Genomic DNA, 20,999 nt, shown 5'->3' with positions numbered 1-20,999 from the left:
GCGTCCGACCGTCTCTCCAGCCCGTCCCACCGTCTCTCCAGTGTGTCACAAGCGCCTCAGCAGCGCCGGTGAAGGGGGTTCTAAGCATTACAAACATACACCGCAAGCAGAAAATCACGCCCTGAGCAACTTTTTTGTACTTTCTTATTTTACTCAATAAATTCAGATAATTAAGGTGATAAATTAGGCCGATGCACCCAGGAAAGCCGATTATCGCGCCTAAGGTATCCACACCGCGTTCCGTACGAGCTATGCCCGATATCAACATATTGTTGAGCTCCCCACGTCTACTACAAGACTCGTATGAGTCGCCGGGTATGAAACACACCCGCACCGAGTCGGAATTTGCCTGCACGCGGTCTGAAACGAGGATGCACCGGCAAATACTTTGCACCCTCTCTTGCGAAACGCTCTGGATTGCGTTCAGGTCACCTGACTAGTTACATACTGGCACGCAGCGAGATGACACGAACACACGCCGCCATCTTCCCACGCATATGCACCGTCGGCTTTGACGGCCTGCTGGTCTCTTTCGCCGAAACCATGGCCGAGCCATCGAACCGGGCAGCATTGGCGTTTCGAGCTGCGGTGGATTCTGAACGGTGGGAAGGTGTCATTGAAACCTCTGCGACGCTGGCGTCGACTTATATCCGATTTGAACCATCCCAGTTTGCCCACGCAAACCTTCGCGACCGGGTCGAGCAGCTGTTGCGGCGGCAGGATTGGTACAAAGCGCCCCTCCCCCAGGGGCGCAGGTTATGGAGTGTCCCCACGGTTTATGGCGGCGCGCTTGCCCCTCAATTAGATGAGGCTGCGGCTGCGGCCAAGCTGTCCCCCGATGAAGCCGTTCATCGATTGAGCGCCACAACCGTCCGCGTCCTGACGATCGGATTTGCTCCCGGTCAGCCATATCTTGGCCCGCTCGGCCCCGAGTTCAACATACCGCGCCTCAAGAAGTTGACCCCGATGGTGCCCGAGGGCGCTTTGGTATTGGCGATTTCGCAATTTGTCCTTTTCTCGGGACCCACACCAACCGGGTGGCGACATATTGGCCAAACCGCTTTTCGCTGTTTTCGTCCTGAAGCACAGAACAGCTTTGCCCTGAAACCCGGCGACGAAATGCAGTTCGTGTCAGTCACGCGTGAGGAACTAGAGGCGATACGCGCCAATGACGTTGATGGATCAGGCGGCGCGACCTGTCAGGAGATCGCGGTTTGAGCCTGTCTGTCCTGCGCATAGGGCCTGCTTGTACAATACAGGACCAAGGCCGCCACGGATATCTGGATCAAGGGCTTTCCCGATCTGGCGCAGCAGATTTACTGGCCCTGCACGAAGGCGCCGCATTGTTGAGACAAAGTCCTAAACTTGCCGCGCTTGAAATGGCCGGAATGGGCGGTGAGTTTGAGGCCACTCATCCCATACAGATTGCACTGACGGGCGCACCGATGCAGGCCAGTATTGATGGCGCTGCCATTTCGTGGAATGCCACCTACCACCTTGAGACCGGACAGCGGGTGATAGTCGGGGCCGCCACACGGGGAACCTATGGATATTTGCACCTGGGCGGCGGTATTGAGGTGCAGGAGTTTCTGGGATCCCGCTCAACTCACCTTACTGCCAAAATCGGGCGCGCCCTACAGGCCGGAGACAGCTTATCCGCCGGGGCAGCGTCACAGCAGGCAGGACAGAAGTTGCGGGCTGAAGATCGGTTCTCGGGCGGTTCGCTGCGGGTTGTGGCCAGCTTTCAGACCGAACTGTTCGACCGGCAAACGCTGGACCGCTTTTTGCGCACGACATTCACTCGCGGGCCCCGCGCAAATCGCATGGGGATGCAGTTGGAAAGCGACGGAGAGGGCTTCGCCGTGAAAGGGCAGCTGAACATATTGTCCGAGGTCATCACCCCCGGCGACATTCAGATGACCGGCACTGGCAATCCCTTTATTCTGCTGCCCGAGTGTCAGACAACCGGCGGGTATCCCAGAATTGCGACCGTCCTTCCCTGTGACCTGCCGCGGGCTGCGCAAACCCCGGCGGGCGTACAGCTTCAGTTCAGGCTGGTCGAAATGGACGAGGCCATTTCCCTGCAGGCGGCTTTTCAAAAAGAACTGGCCAACCTGCCATCCAAGGTCGAACCGCTGATCCGTGATCCTCATGACATTGCTGACCTGCTATCTTATCAACTGGTCAGCGGAATGATCTCTGCCACAGACTAAGGAGTTTGCCGATGCCCAGCGTAGATCTTAATGCCGATATGGGGGAAAGCTTTGGCCCCTGGAGCATGGGCGATGACAAAAGCCTGTTGCGGATTATCACTTCGGCCAACATTGCCTGTGGCGTTCACGCGGGCGATCCGGACGTCATGGCGCAAACGATGACCCTGGCTGCGGAAAACGGTGTCGGCATTGGCGCGCATCCCGGCTTTCCTGACCTACAGGGGTTTGGCCGCCGCAATATGAAAATACCCCATGATAGCCTGCGAAATCTTGTTCGGTATCAGTTGGGATCGGCGATCGGTATGGCAAACGCCGTTGGAACGCAGGTCCGGCATCTGAAGCTGCACGGTGCATTGTCCAACATGTGTTCGGTCGATATCGACATGGCGCGGGCCTGTTATCAGGGCGCGCTGGACGTGAACCCAGATATCATCATCATGGTGCTGGCCGTCACCAAGCAGGAAGAAGCCGTTCGGGAATTGGGCTGCAAGTGGGTCGGCGAAATCTTTGCCGACCGCGCCTATAACGACGATGGCACTCTGGTCGACCGAAGCTTGCCCGGCGCCGTCATCCACGACCCCGAAATTGCAGGGCCTCGAATTCTGGAAATGGTCAGCGAAGGGGCCATCATTACCGAAACCGGCAAAAGGCTTAATACCGCGATCGACACGATCTGCCTGCACGGGGATGGACCAACCGCCGTTCAGATTGCGCATTCGGTCCGCGAAAACCTGATCGCGGGCGGTGTCGAGGTGACAAAGTTCCTGCGGTAATCCCGCGGGTGCAATGCGTCCGCCCGTACTCAGACTGTTGCCGAGGCTGAATTCCCTCCCTAGCATGTCAGCAAGCATATGTTCTGAATACCACAATCCCGGCAACGAACCGCACCTGGTTTGCCTAGTCTGGGCAAGGAGTAACTTTATGTCTTTTGATTTAGCGTCTTACGAACCACGCGGCGACAAGAAGAATTCGGACTTCTTCAACGAGTATTTGCCAAAAATTTACGAACGCCGTGCCAGCTCTGGTGTCGCCCAGCAGGTTGGGCCCATGCGCGCTGTCGTGCTTCAGGTCGAAACTGACGTTCTTTTCGACACTCTGGTCGAGCTATATGTGATGTCGCCATACCGTCACACGGCCAGCTATCTTGGACGGACGCATAAATACTCGGTCCTGCATTCACACCTGAACTACCCGGCGCTCATCGTGATGGCTCCGCTTAGCCCGACATTCGAAGACTTCATCCCGCGCATCAACCGCATGTACCCGTTGGCACGAAACACGCCGCAAACGCGCTATGTTGGCGAAGTGTTTGGCGCCACTGACCTGAACACGCTGACCAAAACGCTGGAGGATCAGAATATCCGGTTCGAATATTCCGGCGACACCGAGAACCCGTTTTACACGCTAAAGGGCCTTCGGTTCACCACCCCTTCTGATTTCACCTGCAACCGGGTCGGTTATTCAACGCTGGATTTCAACGATACCGACAGTTTGGGTCTGGGCGACAGGGTATTGCTCAGCAGCGCAGAACAAGCGCGACTGGATGAGGCTGCTGCCTTTGGTGCCGATAGCAATATCTCTTCACTGATGTTGGGCATCGACCATCTGGCGACACGCGTTCTGGCTGGTGAGCGCGAGGATGCGATCCTCGAATTTCTGACGATGGTGCCCTACTATTTCTGGGGGGCGTACAACATTTTCGACATGAATTCGTCGACCAATGTGAACCGCAATGCCGGTGTGGATGATGACAAGAAATCCCCGGCTAAGGTATTTACAGCCAATAATACGCCTTCGTTTGTAAACTCTTTTGCCAAACGGCCCATGCCAACCGAGGATTTCGTCCGCAATTTCGGACGTCGGCTGCATCACATGGCGATCGAGATTCTGGACGGCGATCACGGTGCGGGCGAAAAGAATGTGGATTTCGTTGTGAACACTCTGAAAGACCAGGGGGTGCCATTCCTGGCCCATGTGGTTGGAGAGTGCAAAGACGATCCGAACCTCAAGCAGATTTTCTCAAAACATTCGAAGAACACTCTGCTGATCACCGAGTATATAGAGCGCTGTCATAAGTATGATGGGTTCTTTACCAAAGATAACGTCGCGGCCCTGACTGCGGCCGCCGGTCAGGATGAGCAATATCAGCACGGCCACGTATTCGACTGACCTGACCCCTGCCACCTACTACGGCACGCTCGCTCAGAAAAAAAGGGCCACGGAATTCCGTGGCCAGACCCATCCAGGAGAGTATATGTCGGGTCTTATGACGGCCCGATCATGAAACAGGTGACATTGCGGGCCTGAAGTCTGCGGCAGGCCAGATCGGCTTGCTCTCGGGTCATGCCCTGGAACGTCGCGTCGAACCCGCGTGAGTTTTGATTGACCTTGCGCAGCGTGCCTTCCAATGTAGTCATTTCCGACAGGGCCGTTTTCAGTAGAACCTTTTCAGCCTCGTACCGGGTCGTATAGCGCCCCACATTCACGCCCCACAAATGACCGCCAGAGGTCGACAAGCGTGTGACGATTTCCTGCTCTGGCTCGGGCTGTTCTGCCGAGGCCAGCACCAGATCATCCGTGCGGACCGTCGGGCGCGTCGTTCCTTCGGTCGGCGTCTCTACACCGGCCGAGGCGATGGCTGCGGCGATACCGTCCTGAATCCGCGCGTCGTTCTTGGCTGCGGTTGCGGCGACATTGTTCGCCACTAGAACGGTACTCCCCCGCTGGGGTCGAAGAACCGGTCGCAGGCTTCTGGTGGGCGCGCCGCTTACGCTGGCGACTTTCGCATTCAAACCTGCATTACCGGCATAGGCCGGCCGGGCTGGTTTGCGGATCGGCGCGCGCGACGGGGCGCGGCGGAAACCCATGTCCAACAGCTCGGCTACTTTGGCATTGCGCGATGCGCCGGAATTGCCACCAAAGACAGTCGCGATAATCCGTTCGTCCTTGCGCTTGGCCGAGGCAACCAGATTGAACCCAGCTGCACGGGTATAGCCCGTCTTGATCCCATCCGCACCGCGATAGGCCGCTAGCAGGCGACGGTTCGTATTGGGAACGGTTTTGATCCCCGCATTCGTGGATTGGCGCGAAAACAGGTTGTAATATTGCGGGTAATCATACAGCAGATGCCGCCCCAGCGTGGTCATGTCCCGTGCGGTCGACAGATGTCCGGCCTCGGTCAGACCATGTGCGTTCTTAAAGGTTGTACGGCTCATTCCCATCGCCTTGGCGGTACGTGTCATGCGGCGCGCAAAGGCGGCCTCGGACCCGCTGAGGGCAACACCAATGGCAGTGGCAGCGTCATTGGCCGACTTCACCGCCGCCGCACGGATCAAATAGCGGAAAGCAATTTTCTGCCCCGAACGCAAACCCAGCTTTGAAGGCGGTTCAGAGGAAGCCTTTTTGGTGATGGTCACCTGCGTATCGAGAGTGATTTCGCCGTTCCGAACCGCTTCAAATGCGATGTACAGTGTCATCATTTTGGTTAACGAGGCCGGATGGAGGCGTGTATCGGCGTTTCGGGAATGCAGCACTTCGCCCGTTCGCGCGTCGATCACCATCGCCGCATATGGGGCAGCAATGCCCTGCGCCGGAGCGAAGGAAAACAACAACAGGAATGCTGCAAGGAATACGCCCATAGGGGCCGGAACTGTCCGCCGTACCTGCACGATTTTTGCCTCTGTCTACCTCAGGCCGCCGGGTTTTCCCGGTCAGCTACTATTTATTTTATTACCCATCAGCGTAGCACAGCACCCCCGCGAAAGAAACCGAAAGCTCATATCTTTAACGCTTTCAGCGTATGTCAATGACCCACTAGATGTGGCGGTGCAAACGGTGGCGCACCGCTAAACCTGCCATTTCGTCAAGACTGTGTCGTCGGCCGACCCCTATTTTCGGAAACTGCGACCAAATGGCAACATCAACTCAAAGAGCGAACAAGCGCCGTCAATCCACCAAGATCGGGCAATTCGTGGTATCTGGAACTGACGGCCGGCACATCGGCCTGCTCGATCTCCCAGACCAGCCCATGCGGCACGTATACGCCCCAGCATCCGGCTTGAATCGGAGCAACCACATCGGACCGCATCGAATTTCCGACCATCATAGCCGCAGCGGGCCCCTCGCCATGCTGCGCGAAGATCTGGCGATAGATTTCCGGTGTTTTTTCAGACACGATCTCTACCCCGTCGAACAGATCGCCCAAACCGGACTGCGCAAGTTTGCGTTCCTGGTCTATCAGATCGCCCTTGGTGATAAGGATTACGCGGTGGGTGTCGGCAGCGCTTTCGATGGCCTGCCGGGCATAGGGCAACAGCTCGATCGGATGGGCCAACATCTCTTGCCCCGCTTCGATCAGTTGGCGAATGACCGCTGCAGGAACACGGTCTTCGGTCACTTCGATCGCCGTTTCGATCATGGAGAGGGTGAAGCCTTTGATTCCATACCCATAATGCCGGATATTGCGTTTTTCGGCAGCCAGCAATCGGTCCATCAGGTGATCCGATTCGGCATGATCTGATAGCAGGTCGACAAAATGTGCCTGCGTCAGCTGAAAGAACCGTTCGTTGTGCCACAGCGTGTCATCGGCATCGAACCCGATTGTGGTTAGTTTTTCGCCCATTTGGATAACGTCCTGCTGGCTCTTTTATCTGACGCATTGGACGTTATATAAGCGCACAGATAAACCGAAGCCTGAATCGGACGTTTGCGCCTAATGTTTGAGAACCAATGGATGATGTCTGACAAACCGGACGACGATGCAGATTCGTCGATCCTGGTACAGACGCGCCCCAAGACCAAACGCCCGCCGCTGTACAAAGTGCTGCTTTTGAATGACGACTACACCCCGATGGAGTTTGTCGTTCACGTATTGGAACGTTTTTTCGGCATGACCCACGCAGAGGCGTTCGAGATCATGCTAACCGTCCACAAGAAGGGCGTCGCCGTTGTTGGTGTCTTCAGTCATGAGATTGCCGAAACCAAGGTCGGGCAAGTCATGGATTTTGCTCGCCGCCATCAACACCCCCTGCAGTGCACTATGGAACGCGAAGAGTAAGGCGACGCCTGACCTCTTTTCGGAATTGCCAATGTCCCTTCGCCTAGATCTTGCCTTGCAAAGCGGCCTTGAAATCGCGCAACCCCTGTCGTTGATTGGGCCAACGCCCGAGGAAGACCTCGCTGGGCTGGCTTCAGATACGCAGGTAGTCCAGCCATTCAAGCCGTTTCACGACCATTTTGCGGATCACGGATTCAGGGCCACGCCCGAGGCCGATGACCTGTGCCAGGATGCCATCGTTTTCCTGCCGCGTGCCAAGGCTTTGGCCCGCAGCCTCGTGTATCAGGCTTGCCAGCGTTCGGCCGGATTGGTTGTGGTCGACGGCGCCAAGACAAATGGCGTCGACAGCCTGTTGAAGGATATTCGCAAACGCGTAACCGTGCAGGGGCCCATCGCAAAAGCACATGGCAAGATCTTTTGGTTCCAGTCCGACGTAAACGCGTTCGAGGACTGGGCCGCACCCGCCACCCAATCCGCCGACGGATTTCAGACAGCGCCCGGAGTATTTTCTGCAGACGGGGTCGACCCGGCCTCAGTAATGCTGCTTGCCGCCCTGCCTGAAAAACTGGGCGGTCGGGTCGCCGATCTGGGGGCTGGCTGGGGATACCTATCCACAGGGCTAATGGGTGCAAAGGGGCTGCAGGAATTGCATCTGGTCGAGGCCGATCACATCGCCCTGCAATGTGCTCGTGCAAATGTAAAAGACGACCGTGCACAGTTCCACTGGGCTGACGCGGTCACCTGGCGCGCGCCTGAGCCGCTGGATACGGTCATTATGAACCCGCCGTTTCACACATCGCGCAGTGCTGATCCCACGTTGGGTCAGGGATTCATCAAATCTGCTGCGCGCAGTCTGACACGGGGCGGTTCCCTTTGGATGGTCGCCAATCGACACCTACCCTATGAAATTACGCTGAACGAGGCCTTCGCGCAGATGAAGGAAGTGACCGGGGACAATCGTTTCAAGGTCTTCCACGCCTCTCGCCCTCGGCGGTGATACCCGCTAACCTGCACCGCACATCAGGAGAACACGCATGTCCTTTTCCATAGCCGGCAAGACCGCGATCGTCACAGGTGGTGCAAATGGTGTCGGATTGGCCATCGGACGTCACTTCGCGGATGCCGGGGCCAATGTCATGTTCGCCGACATGGATGAAAAACGACTGGCCAATGAACTGGGCGAGCAGGCAGATGACAGCAACATCCGTTTCTTCGCCGGGGATCTGCGTGAAAAGCTGACGATTGCGAACCTGCTTTCGGCCACGATTGACGCTTTCGAACAGGTCGACATCCTGATAAATGGCTCGCGCCAGGTTATCCCGTCTGATCCATTGGACATGGAAGACGACTCGGTCCGCACCTTGTTGAACCAGAACCTGATGCCTGCCTTGCGACTGAGCCAACTTGTTGCCAAACGGATGATCAAGCAATCCGGTGATGATGAAAACGAAAACCCTGCGGGATCCATCATCAATTTATCTTCGATTGCTGCCCGTCGCACTCATCCCGATCTGATGGCCTATTCGGTGTCTACAGCAGCGCTTGATCAGTTGACCCGATCCCTAGCCGTTGCCCTTGCCCCAAACCGCATCCGCGTGAACTCGATCGCGCTGGGATCGGTGATGAGCGCTTCGCTGCAATCCACGCTCAAGGAAAATCGCACATTTCGGGATGATATCGAAAAGCACACCCCCCTTTCCCGGATTGCCGCGCCAAACGAACTGGCCGAAACCGCACAGTACCTTGCCTCGGACGCCGCAGGTTTCATCACTGGACAAATCCTAACCATTGACGGTGGACGCACTTTGCTGGACCCCGTCGCAGCCCCGGCCCATTAAACAGATGTTCGATACTGAAAAAGCCACCGCCGCAGCCTGGTTTCGCGACTTGCGCAATGAAATCGTAAGCGTTTTTGAGCAGCTTGAGGATTCCCACGACACCGGACCTTTTTCCGATGCTCAACCCGGTCGCTTCGAAGTCAAAGAGACCAAACGGCATTCCGATGACGGGGCGGACGCCGGTGGCGGTTTGATGTCCGTGATGCGCGGCGGCCGCGTGTTCGAGAAAGTCGGCGTCAATGTCTCGACAGTATTCGGCCAGCTCGGGGAACGGGCGCAACAGGCAATGGCTACCCGAAAAGGCATTCCCGGAATGACCGAGGACCCGCGGTTCTGGGCCTCGGGTATCAGCCTGGTTGCCCATATGCAGAACCCGCACGCTCCCGCTGTTCACATGAATACGCGCATGTTCTGGACACCTCACGCCTGGTGGTTCGGCGGCGGATCAGACCTGAACCCCTGTATCGAATATGACGAAGACACTGCCCATTTCCACGCAACCCAGAAGGCCCATCTGGATCCCCACGGACCGGGCCACTATCCGCGTTTGAAAGAGTGGGCCGACGAGTATTTCTTTATCCCGCACCGCAAGCGCGCCCGCGGTGTCGGCGGTATCTTTCTGGATGACTATTGCACCGGAGACTGGTCATCGGACTTTGCCCTGACACAGGATATCGGGCGGGCCTTCTTGCCAGCCTTTCTGCCTTTGGTTGAAAAGCGCAGGCAACAGAGCTTTGACGCCGCCGATAAGGATACCCAACTGATTCATCGCGGGCTCTATGCCGAATACAACCTTGTCTATGACCGCGGAACCAAATTCGGGCTAGAGACCGGGCACGACCCGGACGCAGTGCTTATGAGCCTGCCGCCCTTGGCCAAATGGGTCTAACGCCTGACCTGCCTCTGCGGTGCTTTCTACTTCCGGGGTTTCAGAACCCGAAATCCATGAAATTGTCAGAGCAATAGCGCTGCGCCGATGCCGCTGACATGTTCTCGCCAACGCGTTTGACAGTAACCGAATAGCCCGGCGTCGTATCAACCCCTTCGGGCGCAGTCAGCGAGAATTGCACCGTCCGTGTCTGTTTGTCATAGGCCCGGGTTATGTAAATACGCTGGTTCGATTTGGTTCTAAGCGTGCGTATCGCAAAATCCCCGATCCCGCACCAATAGGCCACAGGCGCAGAGCTGCCGCTGGTTGCGACCTCGTAAACGCCATTGTCACGTGGTGTCACTGTCGTTCGGAATGCGGGGTTTATACCGACCCCGAACCCAACAGCCTGGGCCATGGCAGGCACCATCATCAGCGTTAGAGCACATGTTGATATTAAGTATTTCATGATGCTTGACCCCGGGCAAAAAAGATTTCCTTGGGAAATCATAGAACAGATACTCTTTCCGTAAAGCGCAGTTTCAATTCTCAAAGTGCAGCCGCCCACCGACATCCTGCGGCGCAAGCGCCACGGTTTTTATCACCGCAAAGCAAGGTTTACCCGCAGCAAGCCCAAGGGCTTCAACCGAACGTCGGGTGATCCGAGCCAGAATAGTCCCTGCAGGTGTAATGACAGAGACGATCGCACCGGGGCCTTCCCCGGCTCGGATCGTATCAACCCTGCCCTCCAGTACATTCAGCGCTGACAGGCCCTCGGGCCGCTTACTGGCAAGGATCACCTCTTGTGCGGGGATGCGAATACGCAGGCTTTCACCGACCCTATGGGGAATACGCGGCAGAAATAGGCGCGCCTCTTCGGCTGCCAACTCGGTCAACCCATCTGCATGGTGAGCTGATACCTGCACCTGAAGCACCGCACCAACGGCTCTGACACCGAGCGGGGCCACAGAAGGATCAGCCATCACTTCGGAAGCCGGGCCTTGCCGAACCACCTTGCCGTCCTGCAGGGCAACGACAGAAGTTGCCAGCCGGGCAACTTCGGCTGCCGAGTGGGTCACATAAAGGATCGGTACCGAAATCTCATCCCGAAGCCGTTCGAAATAGGGCAGTATCTCGGCCTTCCGTGCATCATCCAAAGCGGCCAGAGGCTCATCCGCGAGGATCAGACGCGGGCTGGCCAATAAGGCGCGGCCTATGGCGACACGCTGCTTCTCGCCACCTGACAAGCTCAGTGGACGACGGTCCAAAAGATGCCCGATCCCCAACATTTCAATCACCTTATCGGGGTCTTCGCGCGGCACGCTTTTGGGCGCAAACCAGCGCCCATAGGACAGGTTCTGGCGCACTGTCAGATGCGGGAACAGCCGTCCTTCCTGAAAAATATACCCCAAGCGGCGTTTATGTGGAGGCAGCCAAAGGCGCTTTTCCGTATCGAACAACGTCCACCCGTCCACGGATACGCGACCAGCTTTGGGCTCCAGCAATCCCGCAACAGCGTTAACGATTGTCGTCTTACCGGCGCCGGACCTTCCATACAGAACTGTCACCCCGGCAGGCGCATCAAATTTGGCATCCAACTGAATACCTGGCAGATCATGTTGCAGATTGACCGAAAGGCTCATGTCCCCGACACCCTTGCCGCGGCGCGACGACCGACAAACTCTGACAACAGGAGCGCCCCCATCGCGATGATGACCGATATCACCACTAGCCGCATCGCCGCCGCCTCTCCACCCGGAACCTGCAGAAACGCATAAACGGCCGATGGCAATGTCTGTGTCTGTCCAGGTATGTTCGAAACAAAGGTGATCGTCGCGCCGAACTCACCCATGGCTTTTGCAAAGGCAAGGATGGTCCCGGCGATCACCCCCGGCAGAATCATCGGCAAGGTCACGGTGACAAAAACCCACAGACGCGAGGCACCCAGCGTGGCTCCAGCCTGTTCCAGCTTAGGGTCGACGGCTTCGATCGAAAGGCGAATAGCACGGACCATCAGCGGAAACGCCATGATTCCAGCGGCCAGCGCCGCGCCGGTCCAGCGAAACGCAAAGACAATTCCAAGCCCCGCCAGAGGTCCACCAATCGGGCCCTGAATACCAAAGGTCAATAGCAGCAGATATCCCGTAACAACCGGCGGCAGGATCAATGGCAAATGCACCAACCCATTCAACACTTGTCGTCCGGGAAAGCGCCAGCGCGCCAGTGCATAGGCAACGAATATACCAAAGGGCAAAGTAACCAGCGTTGCCCAGAAAGAGACACGCAGCGACAATTTCAGCGCCTCAAGTTCTTCCGGTCCCAACCAACCCATCGGCTAGTCGCCCGGCAGGGCAAATCCCTGCTCTGCAAAGACAGCCATCGCTGCGTCCGTCTGTAGGTAGCTTAGGAATGCATATGCCTCGGCTGAGGCTTGCGTTGTTACAGCGGCCGGGTAGACAATTTCCGGGTGAAGATTTGCAGGGAAAGAGGCCACCACCCGCACCCGATCCTCGGCCTGGGCATCCGATCGGTAGACAACACCCAAGGGGGCAGCCCCCGCGGCAACCAATGCCAGAGCCGCGCGTACATTGTCGGTCTGCGCCACCTGCTGCTGAACACTATCCCAAAGACCTAGGTTTTGCAGCGCCGCTTTGCCGTAAATTCCCGCAGGCACGGCATCGACCAGGGCCATCGCAAGATGCCCACCTGACAAAGCGGCTGAGATGTCCGTCTGCGGGGAAAACCCCTCAATTTCAACGGCCGTCGGCCCACCGATCAGGACAAGCCCATTTCCCAAAAGGTTAACCCGCGATCCAGCATCAATCAGCCGATTCTCCTGAAGGACATCCATCCAGTCACTGTTGGCTGAAATATACACATCCGCCGGGGCGCCCTGTTGAATTTGACGTGCCAGTATAGAAGACGCCGCATACGATATGACAACCTCCTGACCGCTTTGCCGTTCAAAACCCGGTACAAGTGAATCCAGAGCATTTTTCAGACTGGCAGCAGCAAAAACCAAAACATCGTCGGCCTCTGCACGCTGCGGAGTCGATATCAAACTACCCAAAACAATAGCAGCAGCCAGAAAACGGCTTGCGGATGACAGGGTCATATTGTTCCCGTCTCGTAGGTTAAGGTTCCATCAGGGGATATCTGAGGCGGCGGGGGGCGCGCAAGCATCGATAGGACGCATCGTGAATAAGAACCTTTGAAACGGGCAATCCATAGCCGCTACAACACCCAAGATATTTTGAAGGTGCCTGGTCCGAAACGACCGGTTCAGATTTCGTGATCCCTCAAAAAGTCTGATAAATCAGAGCCCGGTTGGCGGTTAAATCACCCCAGATCCCCGCCTTGTCTAAATTCAGTGAAAGAAATTGTGCCGGACCCTCTTGCGCCCGCGCGCCGGCTTGGCTAAATGCAGCCTCACGGGTGATTAGCTCAGTTGGTAGAGCGCTTCGTTTACACCGAAGATGTCGGGAGTTCGAGTCTCTCATCACCCACCATTCTTTCCCTACAATGTATCAAGGTCTTACGCGGCTAGCACCTTTTGCTGTGCTGCGCATGAAACTGTGTCCGCTGCGCCTCCGCTGCACTTAAACGGAGATGATGTCTCCAACACAGGAGATAAGCCACATGGGTTTCGCACGTATTCAGAAGAGGTCAACCTTGAGCCTGGGACTTATGGCATCGAAGTCCGATATGTCGAGAACCACGGCCATGCGGGGCTGAAGCTGGAATGGGACGGTCCGGATACCGATGGCCGTGAGGTGATGCAGGCCGATCCCGGTTTGTCGGTTCCCAAGGACGACGCGATCCAAGTTGGCATCCAAGTGTCGCATGCGTCTGATCAGGCGAATGTTACACTGGAGGGGTTGCCGGCAAATACCCTGATAATCAGTGGTGAGCATTCGGTGATCACCAAAGGTGATCCGGTGGATTTGTCGGGTTGTAATCTGAACCACCTGGAGCTTCCCCCGCCAATAGGTTTCGAGGGCGTAATTCATGGTCAGATCGTTGTGTCAGACATAGACAGCGCCGGCACTCTCATCACTTCGGAAAACCCATTTGCCCTGACCGTCGGTGACGACCCTGTCAGCGCAGGGAATTCTTTGGACGAAGAACTGGCTTACGAAGCGCTGTACTCGAGTACTCCTGGAACCCTGCCTTGGGATGCAATCCATTCGACCGACAATGCCCCAGAGGTGGATGTTCTGGACGAGCCGATCTCAACCCTCGGAGATGCAAATATTACTTGTATTGAAACAGATACTTATGAGAGATTTGATTGGTAGTGAATGCAATGCTCAGCGGAGCCGACCTGCATTCTGTTCTGGGATGCGATCTTTGCCACAGGCTTCTTGCCGAGACACTAGAATTTTGATTTTGCAGACGGTCCAACACCCATATTTTCTTTGGTTGTGCCCAAGGCACACTCTGGCCAAAATTTCAGCAAATTTATGACAGAAATCACACCTAGCTGCGGCGTTCGAAACGAATCTGCTCTAGGTGAGATCAAATGAAAAAGTTGGCCATTCTTCTTATATTTATGCCCTTCACGGCGCTTGCAGAAGAGCGGGTGTTTGAATGTCAGTCACCAGACGAACAGCATCCCGAAATGGCTGCGAAACTGATCAAATATGAAGATCAAAACAAAGGTCGTATCAAGATCGGTGACATCGACAAAGAGGTCGATGTTTTCCCGGGGCTCGATACCTTGACCTACCTGTATATCGGCGAGGATCACACGTTGAGTTATAACGTCCACCCCCAGAAAGGCACGTTCGATTTCTCTGCCTCTGGTAGTAGAACCGGTTGGGGCAAAGGAACTTGCACGGAAATCACAGGGCAATAACCCGCATCTCCTCCTAACAATGCGCCGGCCTGTTCCATGGGCGTGTGCTTGCGGCAAACAGTGGCTGCACCCGCAGCAGCGCCACATATCTATCGGCGGACCAACCAGCACTGTGCCTTTTTCAAATATACGCATCGCGCCGTTTCCGTCCCGAAACGGCGCGATGACATTTCAGTTAATGCGCGCCACTGCGCTTGGCGTTGACGACCGTCTGCTCCAGAGGGTTATAGCCTTCGGGAACAGGCACAAGATTTACCCTTTTTGCATAGTCCTCAAAATAGGCCTGCATCGCTGCGACACGCTCGGGCATCTGGTCCGCCAGATTGTGTAATTCCGACGGATCAGCTTCGATATCAAACAGCTCCCATTCGCCTGTGCCTTTAGGGGCCAGATTCTGCATCAGTTTATATTTGCCCTGGAATACTGCCGAAGACCCTGCAAGCTCATATCCGACCGGGTTGTTATCGTCGCGCACGGTTTCCGTCTCACCCTTCAGGACCGGCATCATACTGATACCGTCTGGCGTATAAATTTCGCGACCGTCATAGACCGGTCCGGGAACGTCTACGCCGGCAACGTCAAGAAGTGTTGGAACGATATCGCGAACAAAGGCAAATTTATCGACTTGCGATCCGGGCTCGACAACACCCGGGAATTTCACGATCAAAGGGACACGCAAACCACCCTCGGTCGAGAATGTCTTAAAGTAGCTGCCCGGAACCGCTGCGGCTGCCGCCCAGCCAGGGCCGTAATCAGCATAGACACCCTGCTGCCCCATATCCGAATAATCGCCGTCAAAATCCTCGATATAGACCTTGTCGTAATGGGCTTTGTACCAATCACGATAGGCTTCAGACAGCGGCAACTGGTTCGGATCCGGGCCGTTATCCGCAAGGAAAATGACGATGGTGTTGTCCGCAATACCTTTTTCATCCAGATAGCTCAGAATCCTGCCGATATTGACATCCATATTGTCCAGCATTCCGGCATAGGTCTGCATCCGTCGCGCGTTGAATGCTTTTTCTTCGTCGTTAAGCTTTTCCCAATCCGGCATCTGCCACGGTTCATAAGAGGTTTTCGCAAATTCCGGGTCCAATTCCACATCCGGAGAGATAAGCCCAAGTTCCTTCTGCTTTTCCACACGCGAAACCCGCAGGGCCTCGAACCCTTCGTCATAAACGCCGTCATATTTGTCGATGAATTCTTTTGGCGCCTGATGAGGGTAATGGACGGCCTGATACCCGACCCAGGCCAAAAATGGTTTACCGTCATCCAGGTTGCTGTCGATGTAATCGATCATCGTTTGGGTATAAAAATCCGACGAGAAGTAGTCGTCCGTTGGCAGGCTGACAAGCTTGTCGTCCTCGTAATAGTGCACCCGCGTATAGAACGGGGCATAGGGCTGCTCGACCCAGTTATCCGCACCGCTTTCGCCCAGCATAAAGGATTTCTCAAATCCGCGGTCATAAGCGATCGTGCCAGGCTCATGACCTAGGTGCCATTTGCCGGTCATATAGGTGTGGTATCCTGCGTCGCGCAACAGACGCGGCAACGCAACAACTTTGTCGTTCAAATGACCTTCATAGCCAGGCTTGCCGAATTGGTTATCGGCCTGAATCTCTAACATATTGCCGAGGCCTGCGAGATGGTTGTCGACACCGCTGATCAGCATAGTCCGAGTGGGCGAGCAAGACGCTCCGACGTGGAAATTGGTGAACAGCATACCGTCATCTGCCAGTTGGTCGATCGAGGGCGTTTCGATTTCACTGCCAAATGCGCCAACATCGGAAAACCCCATGTCATCTGCGATTAGAATAAGAACGTTTGGGCGTGTATCCTCAGAATCGGCAAGTGCTGCAGTCGTTGATAACGCCGAAGCGCCAAGCACAGCTAATATATTCCTTAAAGGAACCATTGAATCCTCCGTTATGTGGGAAGTCCGGGGCGTCGTGCCACGGTCGACAATAATGTCGCAGGAAACGACAATTCCGACTACAGAAAGAGACGACCATTCCATCAATTGGTATGAGCGTTCTGAATATTGGAACGAGGGTGCAAATGATTGATTCCAAAGCCATAGATGCGGTGCGCTCATTGGCCAGACACGGCAACTTTCGTGTGGCAGCGGATGCAATCGGAACCTCTCCTGCAAGTTTCTCACGCTATATCGGCCAGGCAGAAACTTATGCCGGTCAGGCGCTATTTGAACGGACAGGCCGCGGCGCAACCATCAGACCGGCGGGGAAACGCTTTCTGCAACTTCTGGACGCGCTGCACGATGCGACCAGCCAGTTTGAAGCAGGAGTCAAACGGTTGCGTTCGGTCGGCCCGGAGGTGCTGAATATCGGCTGCGGACCCCTGACGACCCGGACGATCATCACGCCGCTTCTGGCAGAGCTGCTTGATAACTGGCCAGATCTTCGTGTCCGCGTTGATGTGCGGGCCACCATGGAACCCCTCGAAGCATTGCGGATAGGGCGCCTGGACGTGGCGGTTTGCGATCTGACGCACACGCCCAACCTAAGCGATCTGGACATTCAGGTCGTTCGAAAGGAACCCGTTTTCTTCTGCGCTCGCCCCGACCATCCCATTCATCAGGCAACTCCGGTCTCAATCGCTGAGGTGTTTCGGCATCCGTTTATAACCGCGCATATGCATCGCCACTGGCGCTCTGCCATTGCCGCCACTCTGGGGAATGACGAGAAAGCCTGGCATATTGTTGACCGATTGCCCCAGATCGAAAGTGACGATTTCTCTTTAGTTGCCGATATGGCCTGCAGAGCAGACCTGATTGCCGGAGGAATGAAGGAAGATTTTGATCAGCACCTGAAATTGGGGATGTTGAAAGAGATACGAACCACGCAACCTCTGACCTGGAACATATGCGCTGCCCGTCGCAAGGGCGTTAAATTTGCCGCGCTTGATATGTTCTGGAATCGATTGTGCCACCGGTACGGGGCGGAATAAGCCCGCCGCATGACCGGAATGCCCGGCGGTTAGTCTACATCGCGGACAACGCGAAATCCGACATGATTGCTGCCCAACGACATCTCAACCGGCTGCCGCGCTGCAGGTCGGTAACGCAGACAGAAATTCGGCGCGCAAAGCCATGAGCCCCCTTTGACCAACCGCATTGCACCCATCGATGCGCTACCGAACTGGGCGGCAAAGGCCTTTTCCGGGCCGGTAGGATCAATTTGGTCGCCAGGAATGTGCCCCGGCACCCACCAGTCGGCCACGTGCTCCCAGACATTGCCCGCCATGTCATACAGGCCGTAGCCATTGGCCACATATGAAGCTACGGGTGCGGTTCCGACATGGCCATCGTCAGCCAGGTTTTCGCTTGGGAACTGTCCTTGCCAGGTGTTTGCCTTCCACCCATTGCTGGGATCATAGCTGTCACCCCAGGTGTAGTCGGCGCCTTCGATCCCGCCGCGAGCTGCAAATTCCCATTCGGCCTCGGTCGGCAGACGACCTCCGATCCACTCTGCAAATTCTGCGGCATCCTCGGGTGACACATGCACCACCGGATGGTCGCCCAGTTCCGCAATCGAACTGCCCGGTCCTGCCGGGTGTTGCCAGCTTGCACCTTTGACATAGCGCCACCATGCGTTGGGATTATTCAGCGACACCGCTTCCTTAGGCTGGGCGAAGACCATCGACCCAGGCTCAAGCAAATCTGCAGGCAGACCCGGGAAATCCTCCGCCGACAAGCCACGCTCTGCCGTTGTCTGATACCCGGTTTCTTCGACAAATTTCGCAAATTGGTCGTTGGTAATTTCTGTCCGCGTAATGTCAAAGGACCTGACATTCACTGGATGGACCGGAGTCTCTTCCGCTTGAAAGTTTTGCGAACCCATCAGGAATTCTCCACCATCCAGCCGGACAAACTCAGGACCTGGTTTGGAACCGATACTGGTATACCAAACGGCAAAGCATACAATCGCAACCACGGGAACCGAGCCATAGGCTAGCAATCTTTTTGAAAGGGGCATGTAGAATTAACCTGTTGGATCTATCAGGGGTGAATGTAGTGATTTGGTACGGTTTTCAATCCCCTACTGTGAATGGGCAGCATTTCCACCCTTCGACCTGAGCTTCAACGAAAGGAGCGCGCCTGCCTGCTGTGAGGCAAATTCACCTACACTTGTAAATTCATGTCAAATTGGGACCGCTGTTCAATTCAAACGATCCACAGCCGCCAAAGCACCCGACAGAGCGACCTTGATCTCTAAGGGCATGCCTCTGCCCTGTTTATATTGATTGGCCGCGATCCAACCTGCCTTGTGCCCCCGCGCACCGATCGCCTTCATCCGTGCATCAGCCGCAGAATCCGGCATTTTTTCAATCAGGTTTCTCGAATACTCGATCTCATCGCGGGACAAAATCATACCAACCGCACTGTATACATCCATGCCTACTTGCATCGTCAAATGATCCAGCCGATGCGTTGCCCCAGACAACATCCGCGTGCAATAGGCCGCCAGAAAATACCAGCGAAAGATCGCAAGTATGCGCTTCTGGGTATCAGTGACTGTATCCACCTCAAATAATGCCGTGGCGGATAACTTTTCAAATGCTGCACTGGCCGCCTGAGAGGCCTGAATAATCTGAACCTCGCGCACGTCTACGGGTATGACTGGCGGGACTGGTGTCACGACCGGCTGGTAAGTTTCGAAATTCATGCATGGCCTCCGGCTTTGGTTGCTGAAGGGAACATGGGGGTTCGAAAATGCATCCCGATGTGAATCTCTGCCATAGTTTGTAAGTATACCCGGTATTTTGGCTAAACTTAAAAGTCATTTTTCATATGTAACGCAAACTCAAGGACAAACTTGGCTAATTGAGTTATTAATTGTGTGGGATTTGGGCCGCATTTTTTGCTGAAATCTGGGCCTTTATGTCGCCCTAAACTCCCTTACATCTGACACGATCTTGCAGAATTTGTGCCCTTTTTACCAAATACAAACAGTCAATCCTGCTGATCAGTTTACGAGTTTGAATTTAACGAGGGGGTACAAGCGGGACTAGGGGGTGAGCGCCTGCCGGGCCGGGCTCGCCCTAGGGCAGAGCAGCTCCCCCCGCCGCCTTCCGTCAGTCGATTTTGCTTTTTTGCGAATGCGGTGTGACACCAAAACTGGATCGATAAACCCGCGAGAAATGACCGGGATTTTCAAAGCCACAAGCCAAGGCGACCTCGGTGACGGATGCTTCGGTCTGAAGCAAAAGCTTTTGCGCGCGTTCCAGGCGCAATTCCATAAAGTATTTTTTGGGCGAAGTGTTGAGATACTTACCAAATAACCGCTCTAACTGGCGCGTGGATATGCCAAGATCATCCGCGATCTTTGACGGAGAAACCGGTGCTTCAAGGCATTCGCGCATGGTATGGATAGCCCGAGCCAGATGTGCGTTACGCATCCCGTTGCGCGATTGCAATGATACCCTTTGTTTGGCCGTTGCGTTGCGGGCAGCATTATACACCATCTGGTCTGCAACCGCGATCGCCAGCTCCTCGCCGTGGTCGCGTCCGATCAGATGCAGCATAAGATCGGCAGTTGCCGTCCCACCCGATGCCGTGATGTGTTTCGCGTCTGCCACGAAGACACTGCGCACAAGGTTCACCTCTGGGAACGCTTCCATAAACGCATCGTGATATTCCCAGTGGATCGCAGCCTGAGAGCCATCCAGAAATCCAGCCTCTGCTAGAAGCCAAGCACCAGAACACAATGCCCCGATCGGCGTGCCCCGCGCACGTTCGCGTCGCAACGTCGCCAGAAGGTCGCGTGAGACATGGTTGCGCATGTGGATGCCCGACAAGACAAACAGCTGATCAGTCTTTGGAATATCGCCCAACCCGCCATGCACAAGTGTCACCACCTTATTGGAACATACTGCACGCTCTGCGTCCTCCGATATCAGCGTCCAATCATATAGCGTTTTCTCACTGACCAGATTGGCGATCCGCAGTGGTTCGACGGCACAGGAAAAGGCGAGATGCGAGAACTCCTCGATCAGAACAATGGTGATGTGCCGCATCTGAGGCATAGGGTTTTCCACTTTGTTCGGCCGGATTGGCTGAGTCTTTGTCGTTGGATTATGCTGCACGAAATTTCCATGTATACAATATGTATTTTATTCGGATACAAAAAGGAGGCAATCGAACCCA

At 55.5% G+C, this 20,999-nt stretch carries 21 protein-coding genes and 1 tRNA gene; 12 read left to right on the top strand and 10 right to left on the bottom strand.

Annotated elements, in window-relative coordinates; all coding sequences use genetic code 11:
• The first annotated feature begins 462 nt into the window (after positions 1 to 462).
• The 4 genes from AC2FIM_RS07360 to AC2FIM_RS07345 all read left to right on the top strand — a co-directional run bounded on the left by AC2FIM_RS07360 (position 463) and on the right by AC2FIM_RS07345 (position 4,382).
• Complete coding sequence (locus tag AC2FIM_RS07360) at positions 463 to 1,218, top strand: 5-oxoprolinase subunit B family protein (protein ID WP_496676242.1); 756 nt, start codon at positions 463 to 465, stop codon at positions 1,216 to 1,218.
• Positions 1,215 to 2,213, top strand: coding sequence for a 5-oxoprolinase subunit C family protein (locus AC2FIM_RS07355; RefSeq protein ID WP_271948106.1), 999 nt, complete (start codon positions 1,215 to 1,217; stop codon positions 2,211 to 2,213). Before AC2FIM_RS07360 ends, AC2FIM_RS07355 begins: the two co-directional genes overlap by 4 nt.
• Before the next feature lie 11 nt (positions 2,214 to 2,224).
• Positions 2,225 to 2,986: a LamB/YcsF family protein gene (locus AC2FIM_RS07350; protein ID WP_271948108.1), complete on the top strand. Its 762-nt coding sequence runs from the start codon at positions 2,225 to 2,227 to the stop codon at positions 2,984 to 2,986.
• 148 nt (positions 2,987 to 3,134) lie between these two features.
• Positions 3,135 to 4,382, top strand: a complete 1,248-nt coding sequence (locus AC2FIM_RS07345) for a hypothetical protein (RefSeq protein WP_271948110.1) — start codon at positions 3,135 to 3,137, stop codon at positions 4,380 to 4,382.
• A 95-nt stretch (positions 4,383 to 4,477) separates the two neighbouring features.
• Here AC2FIM_RS07345 and AC2FIM_RS07340 read toward each other — a convergent pair whose 3' ends face one another.
• Complete coding sequence (locus tag AC2FIM_RS07340; RefSeq protein WP_496676246.1) at positions 4,478 to 5,851, bottom strand: D-alanyl-D-alanine carboxypeptidase family protein; 1,374 nt, start codon at positions 5,849 to 5,851, stop codon at positions 4,478 to 4,480.
• Positions 5,852 to 6,132: 281 nt separating this feature from the next.
• On the bottom strand, positions 6,133 to 6,834 hold the full coding sequence (locus tag AC2FIM_RS07335; RefSeq protein WP_496676249.1) for an HAD family hydrolase: 702 nt from the start codon (positions 6,832 to 6,834) through the stop codon (positions 6,133 to 6,135).
• 93 nt (positions 6,835 to 6,927) lie between these two features.
• Here AC2FIM_RS07335 and clpS point away from each other — a divergent pair, with 93 nt between their 5' ends.
• From clpS to hemF, 4 genes are read left to right on the top strand one after another with little or no spacing between them, the layout of a single operon-like run.
• Entirely contained in the window at positions 6,928 to 7,269 is a 342-nt protein-coding gene (gene clpS / locus AC2FIM_RS07330; protein WP_142635917.1) for an ATP-dependent Clp protease adapter ClpS, read from the top strand.
• Positions 7,270 to 7,300: 31 nt separating this feature from the next.
• Positions 7,301 to 8,266: a class I SAM-dependent methyltransferase gene (locus tag AC2FIM_RS07325; protein ID WP_496676253.1), complete on the top strand. Its 966-nt coding sequence runs from the start codon at positions 7,301 to 7,303 to the stop codon at positions 8,264 to 8,266.
• 37 nt (positions 8,267 to 8,303) lie between these two features.
• Positions 8,304 to 9,107 (top strand): SDR family NAD(P)-dependent oxidoreductase, encoded by an 804-nt coding sequence (locus AC2FIM_RS07320; RefSeq protein WP_142635913.1) that lies wholly within the window; start codon positions 8,304 to 8,306, stop codon positions 9,105 to 9,107.
• A gap of 4 nt (positions 9,108 to 9,111) precedes the next feature.
• Positions 9,112 to 9,996 carry an oxygen-dependent coproporphyrinogen oxidase gene (hemF, locus tag AC2FIM_RS07315; protein ID WP_142635911.1) on the top strand — a complete coding sequence of 295 codons (885 nt, stop codon included), beginning with the start codon at positions 9,112 to 9,114 and terminating at the stop codon, positions 9,994 to 9,996.
• A gap of 40 nt (positions 9,997 to 10,036) precedes the next feature.
• On the opposite strand, the gene AC2FIM_RS07310 is transcribed toward hemF, so the two are convergent.
• The 4 genes from AC2FIM_RS07310 to modA all read right to left on the bottom strand — a co-directional run bounded on the left by AC2FIM_RS07310 (position 10,037) and on the right by modA (position 13,090).
• Positions 10,037 to 10,408, bottom strand: coding sequence for a hypothetical protein (locus AC2FIM_RS07310; protein WP_246097195.1), 372 nt, complete (start codon positions 10,406 to 10,408; stop codon positions 10,037 to 10,039).
• A 109-nt stretch (positions 10,409 to 10,517) separates the two neighbouring features.
• Positions 10,518 to 11,618, bottom strand: a complete 1,101-nt coding sequence (modC, locus tag AC2FIM_RS07305) for a molybdenum ABC transporter ATP-binding protein (RefSeq protein ID WP_281972417.1) — start codon at positions 11,616 to 11,618, stop codon at positions 10,518 to 10,520.
• On the bottom strand, positions 11,615 to 12,307 hold the full coding sequence (modB, locus tag AC2FIM_RS07300) for a molybdate ABC transporter permease subunit (RefSeq protein ID WP_271948121.1): 693 nt from the start codon (positions 12,305 to 12,307) through the stop codon (positions 11,615 to 11,617). Before modB ends, modC begins: the two co-directional genes overlap by 4 nt.
• A 3-nt stretch (positions 12,308 to 12,310) precedes the next feature.
• Entirely contained in the window at positions 12,311 to 13,090 is a 780-nt protein-coding gene (modA, locus tag AC2FIM_RS07295; protein WP_271948123.1) for a molybdate ABC transporter substrate-binding protein, read from the bottom strand.
• A gap of 318 nt (positions 13,091 to 13,408) precedes the next feature.
• Between modA and AC2FIM_RS07290 the strand changes: the two genes are divergently transcribed.
• The 3 genes from AC2FIM_RS07290 to AC2FIM_RS07280 all read left to right on the top strand — a co-directional run bounded on the left by AC2FIM_RS07290 (position 13,409) and on the right by AC2FIM_RS07280 (position 14,833).
• Positions 13,409 to 13,484, top strand: a tRNA-Val gene (locus AC2FIM_RS07290).
• A 66-nt stretch (positions 13,485 to 13,550) separates the two neighbouring features.
• Entirely contained in the window at positions 13,551 to 14,273 is a 723-nt protein-coding gene (locus AC2FIM_RS07285; protein ID WP_496707952.1) for a hypothetical protein, read from the top strand.
• Between the two features lie 224 nt (positions 14,274 to 14,497).
• Complete coding sequence (locus AC2FIM_RS07280; protein ID WP_142635900.1) at positions 14,498 to 14,833, top strand: hypothetical protein; 336 nt, start codon at positions 14,498 to 14,500, stop codon at positions 14,831 to 14,833.
• Between the two features lie 175 nt (positions 14,834 to 15,008).
• Here AC2FIM_RS07280 and AC2FIM_RS07275 read toward each other — a convergent pair whose 3' ends face one another.
• Entirely contained in the window at positions 15,009 to 16,748 is a 1,740-nt protein-coding gene (locus AC2FIM_RS07275; protein WP_496707953.1) for an arylsulfatase, read from the bottom strand.
• 143 nt (positions 16,749 to 16,891) lie between these two features.
• Between AC2FIM_RS07275 and AC2FIM_RS07270 the strand changes: the two genes are divergently transcribed.
• Positions 16,892 to 17,800, top strand: a complete 909-nt coding sequence (locus AC2FIM_RS07270; RefSeq protein WP_496676265.1) for a LysR family transcriptional regulator — start codon at positions 16,892 to 16,894, stop codon at positions 17,798 to 17,800.
• A gap of 29 nt (positions 17,801 to 17,829) precedes the next feature.
• On the opposite strand, the gene AC2FIM_RS07265 is transcribed toward AC2FIM_RS07270, so the two are convergent.
• The 3 genes from AC2FIM_RS07265 to AC2FIM_RS07255 all read right to left on the bottom strand — a co-directional run bounded on the left by AC2FIM_RS07265 (position 17,830) and on the right by AC2FIM_RS07255 (position 20,878).
• Entirely contained in the window at positions 17,830 to 18,828 is a 999-nt protein-coding gene (locus tag AC2FIM_RS07265) for a formylglycine-generating enzyme family protein (RefSeq protein WP_271948131.1), read from the bottom strand.
• 183 nt (positions 18,829 to 19,011) lie between these two features.
• Positions 19,012 to 19,518, bottom strand: a complete 507-nt coding sequence (locus AC2FIM_RS07260; protein WP_271948132.1) for a hypothetical protein — start codon at positions 19,516 to 19,518, stop codon at positions 19,012 to 19,014.
• A gap of 409 nt (positions 19,519 to 19,927) precedes the next feature.
• On the bottom strand, positions 19,928 to 20,878 hold the full coding sequence (locus AC2FIM_RS07255; protein WP_142635891.1) for a GlxA family transcriptional regulator: 951 nt from the start codon (positions 20,876 to 20,878) through the stop codon (positions 19,928 to 19,930).
• Positions 20,879 to 20,999: the final 121 nt, after the last annotated feature.

The organism is Ruegeria sp. CDSC052 (genome assembly GCF_059610685.1).
This window is presented reverse-complemented; position numbering and strand designations above follow the sequence as displayed.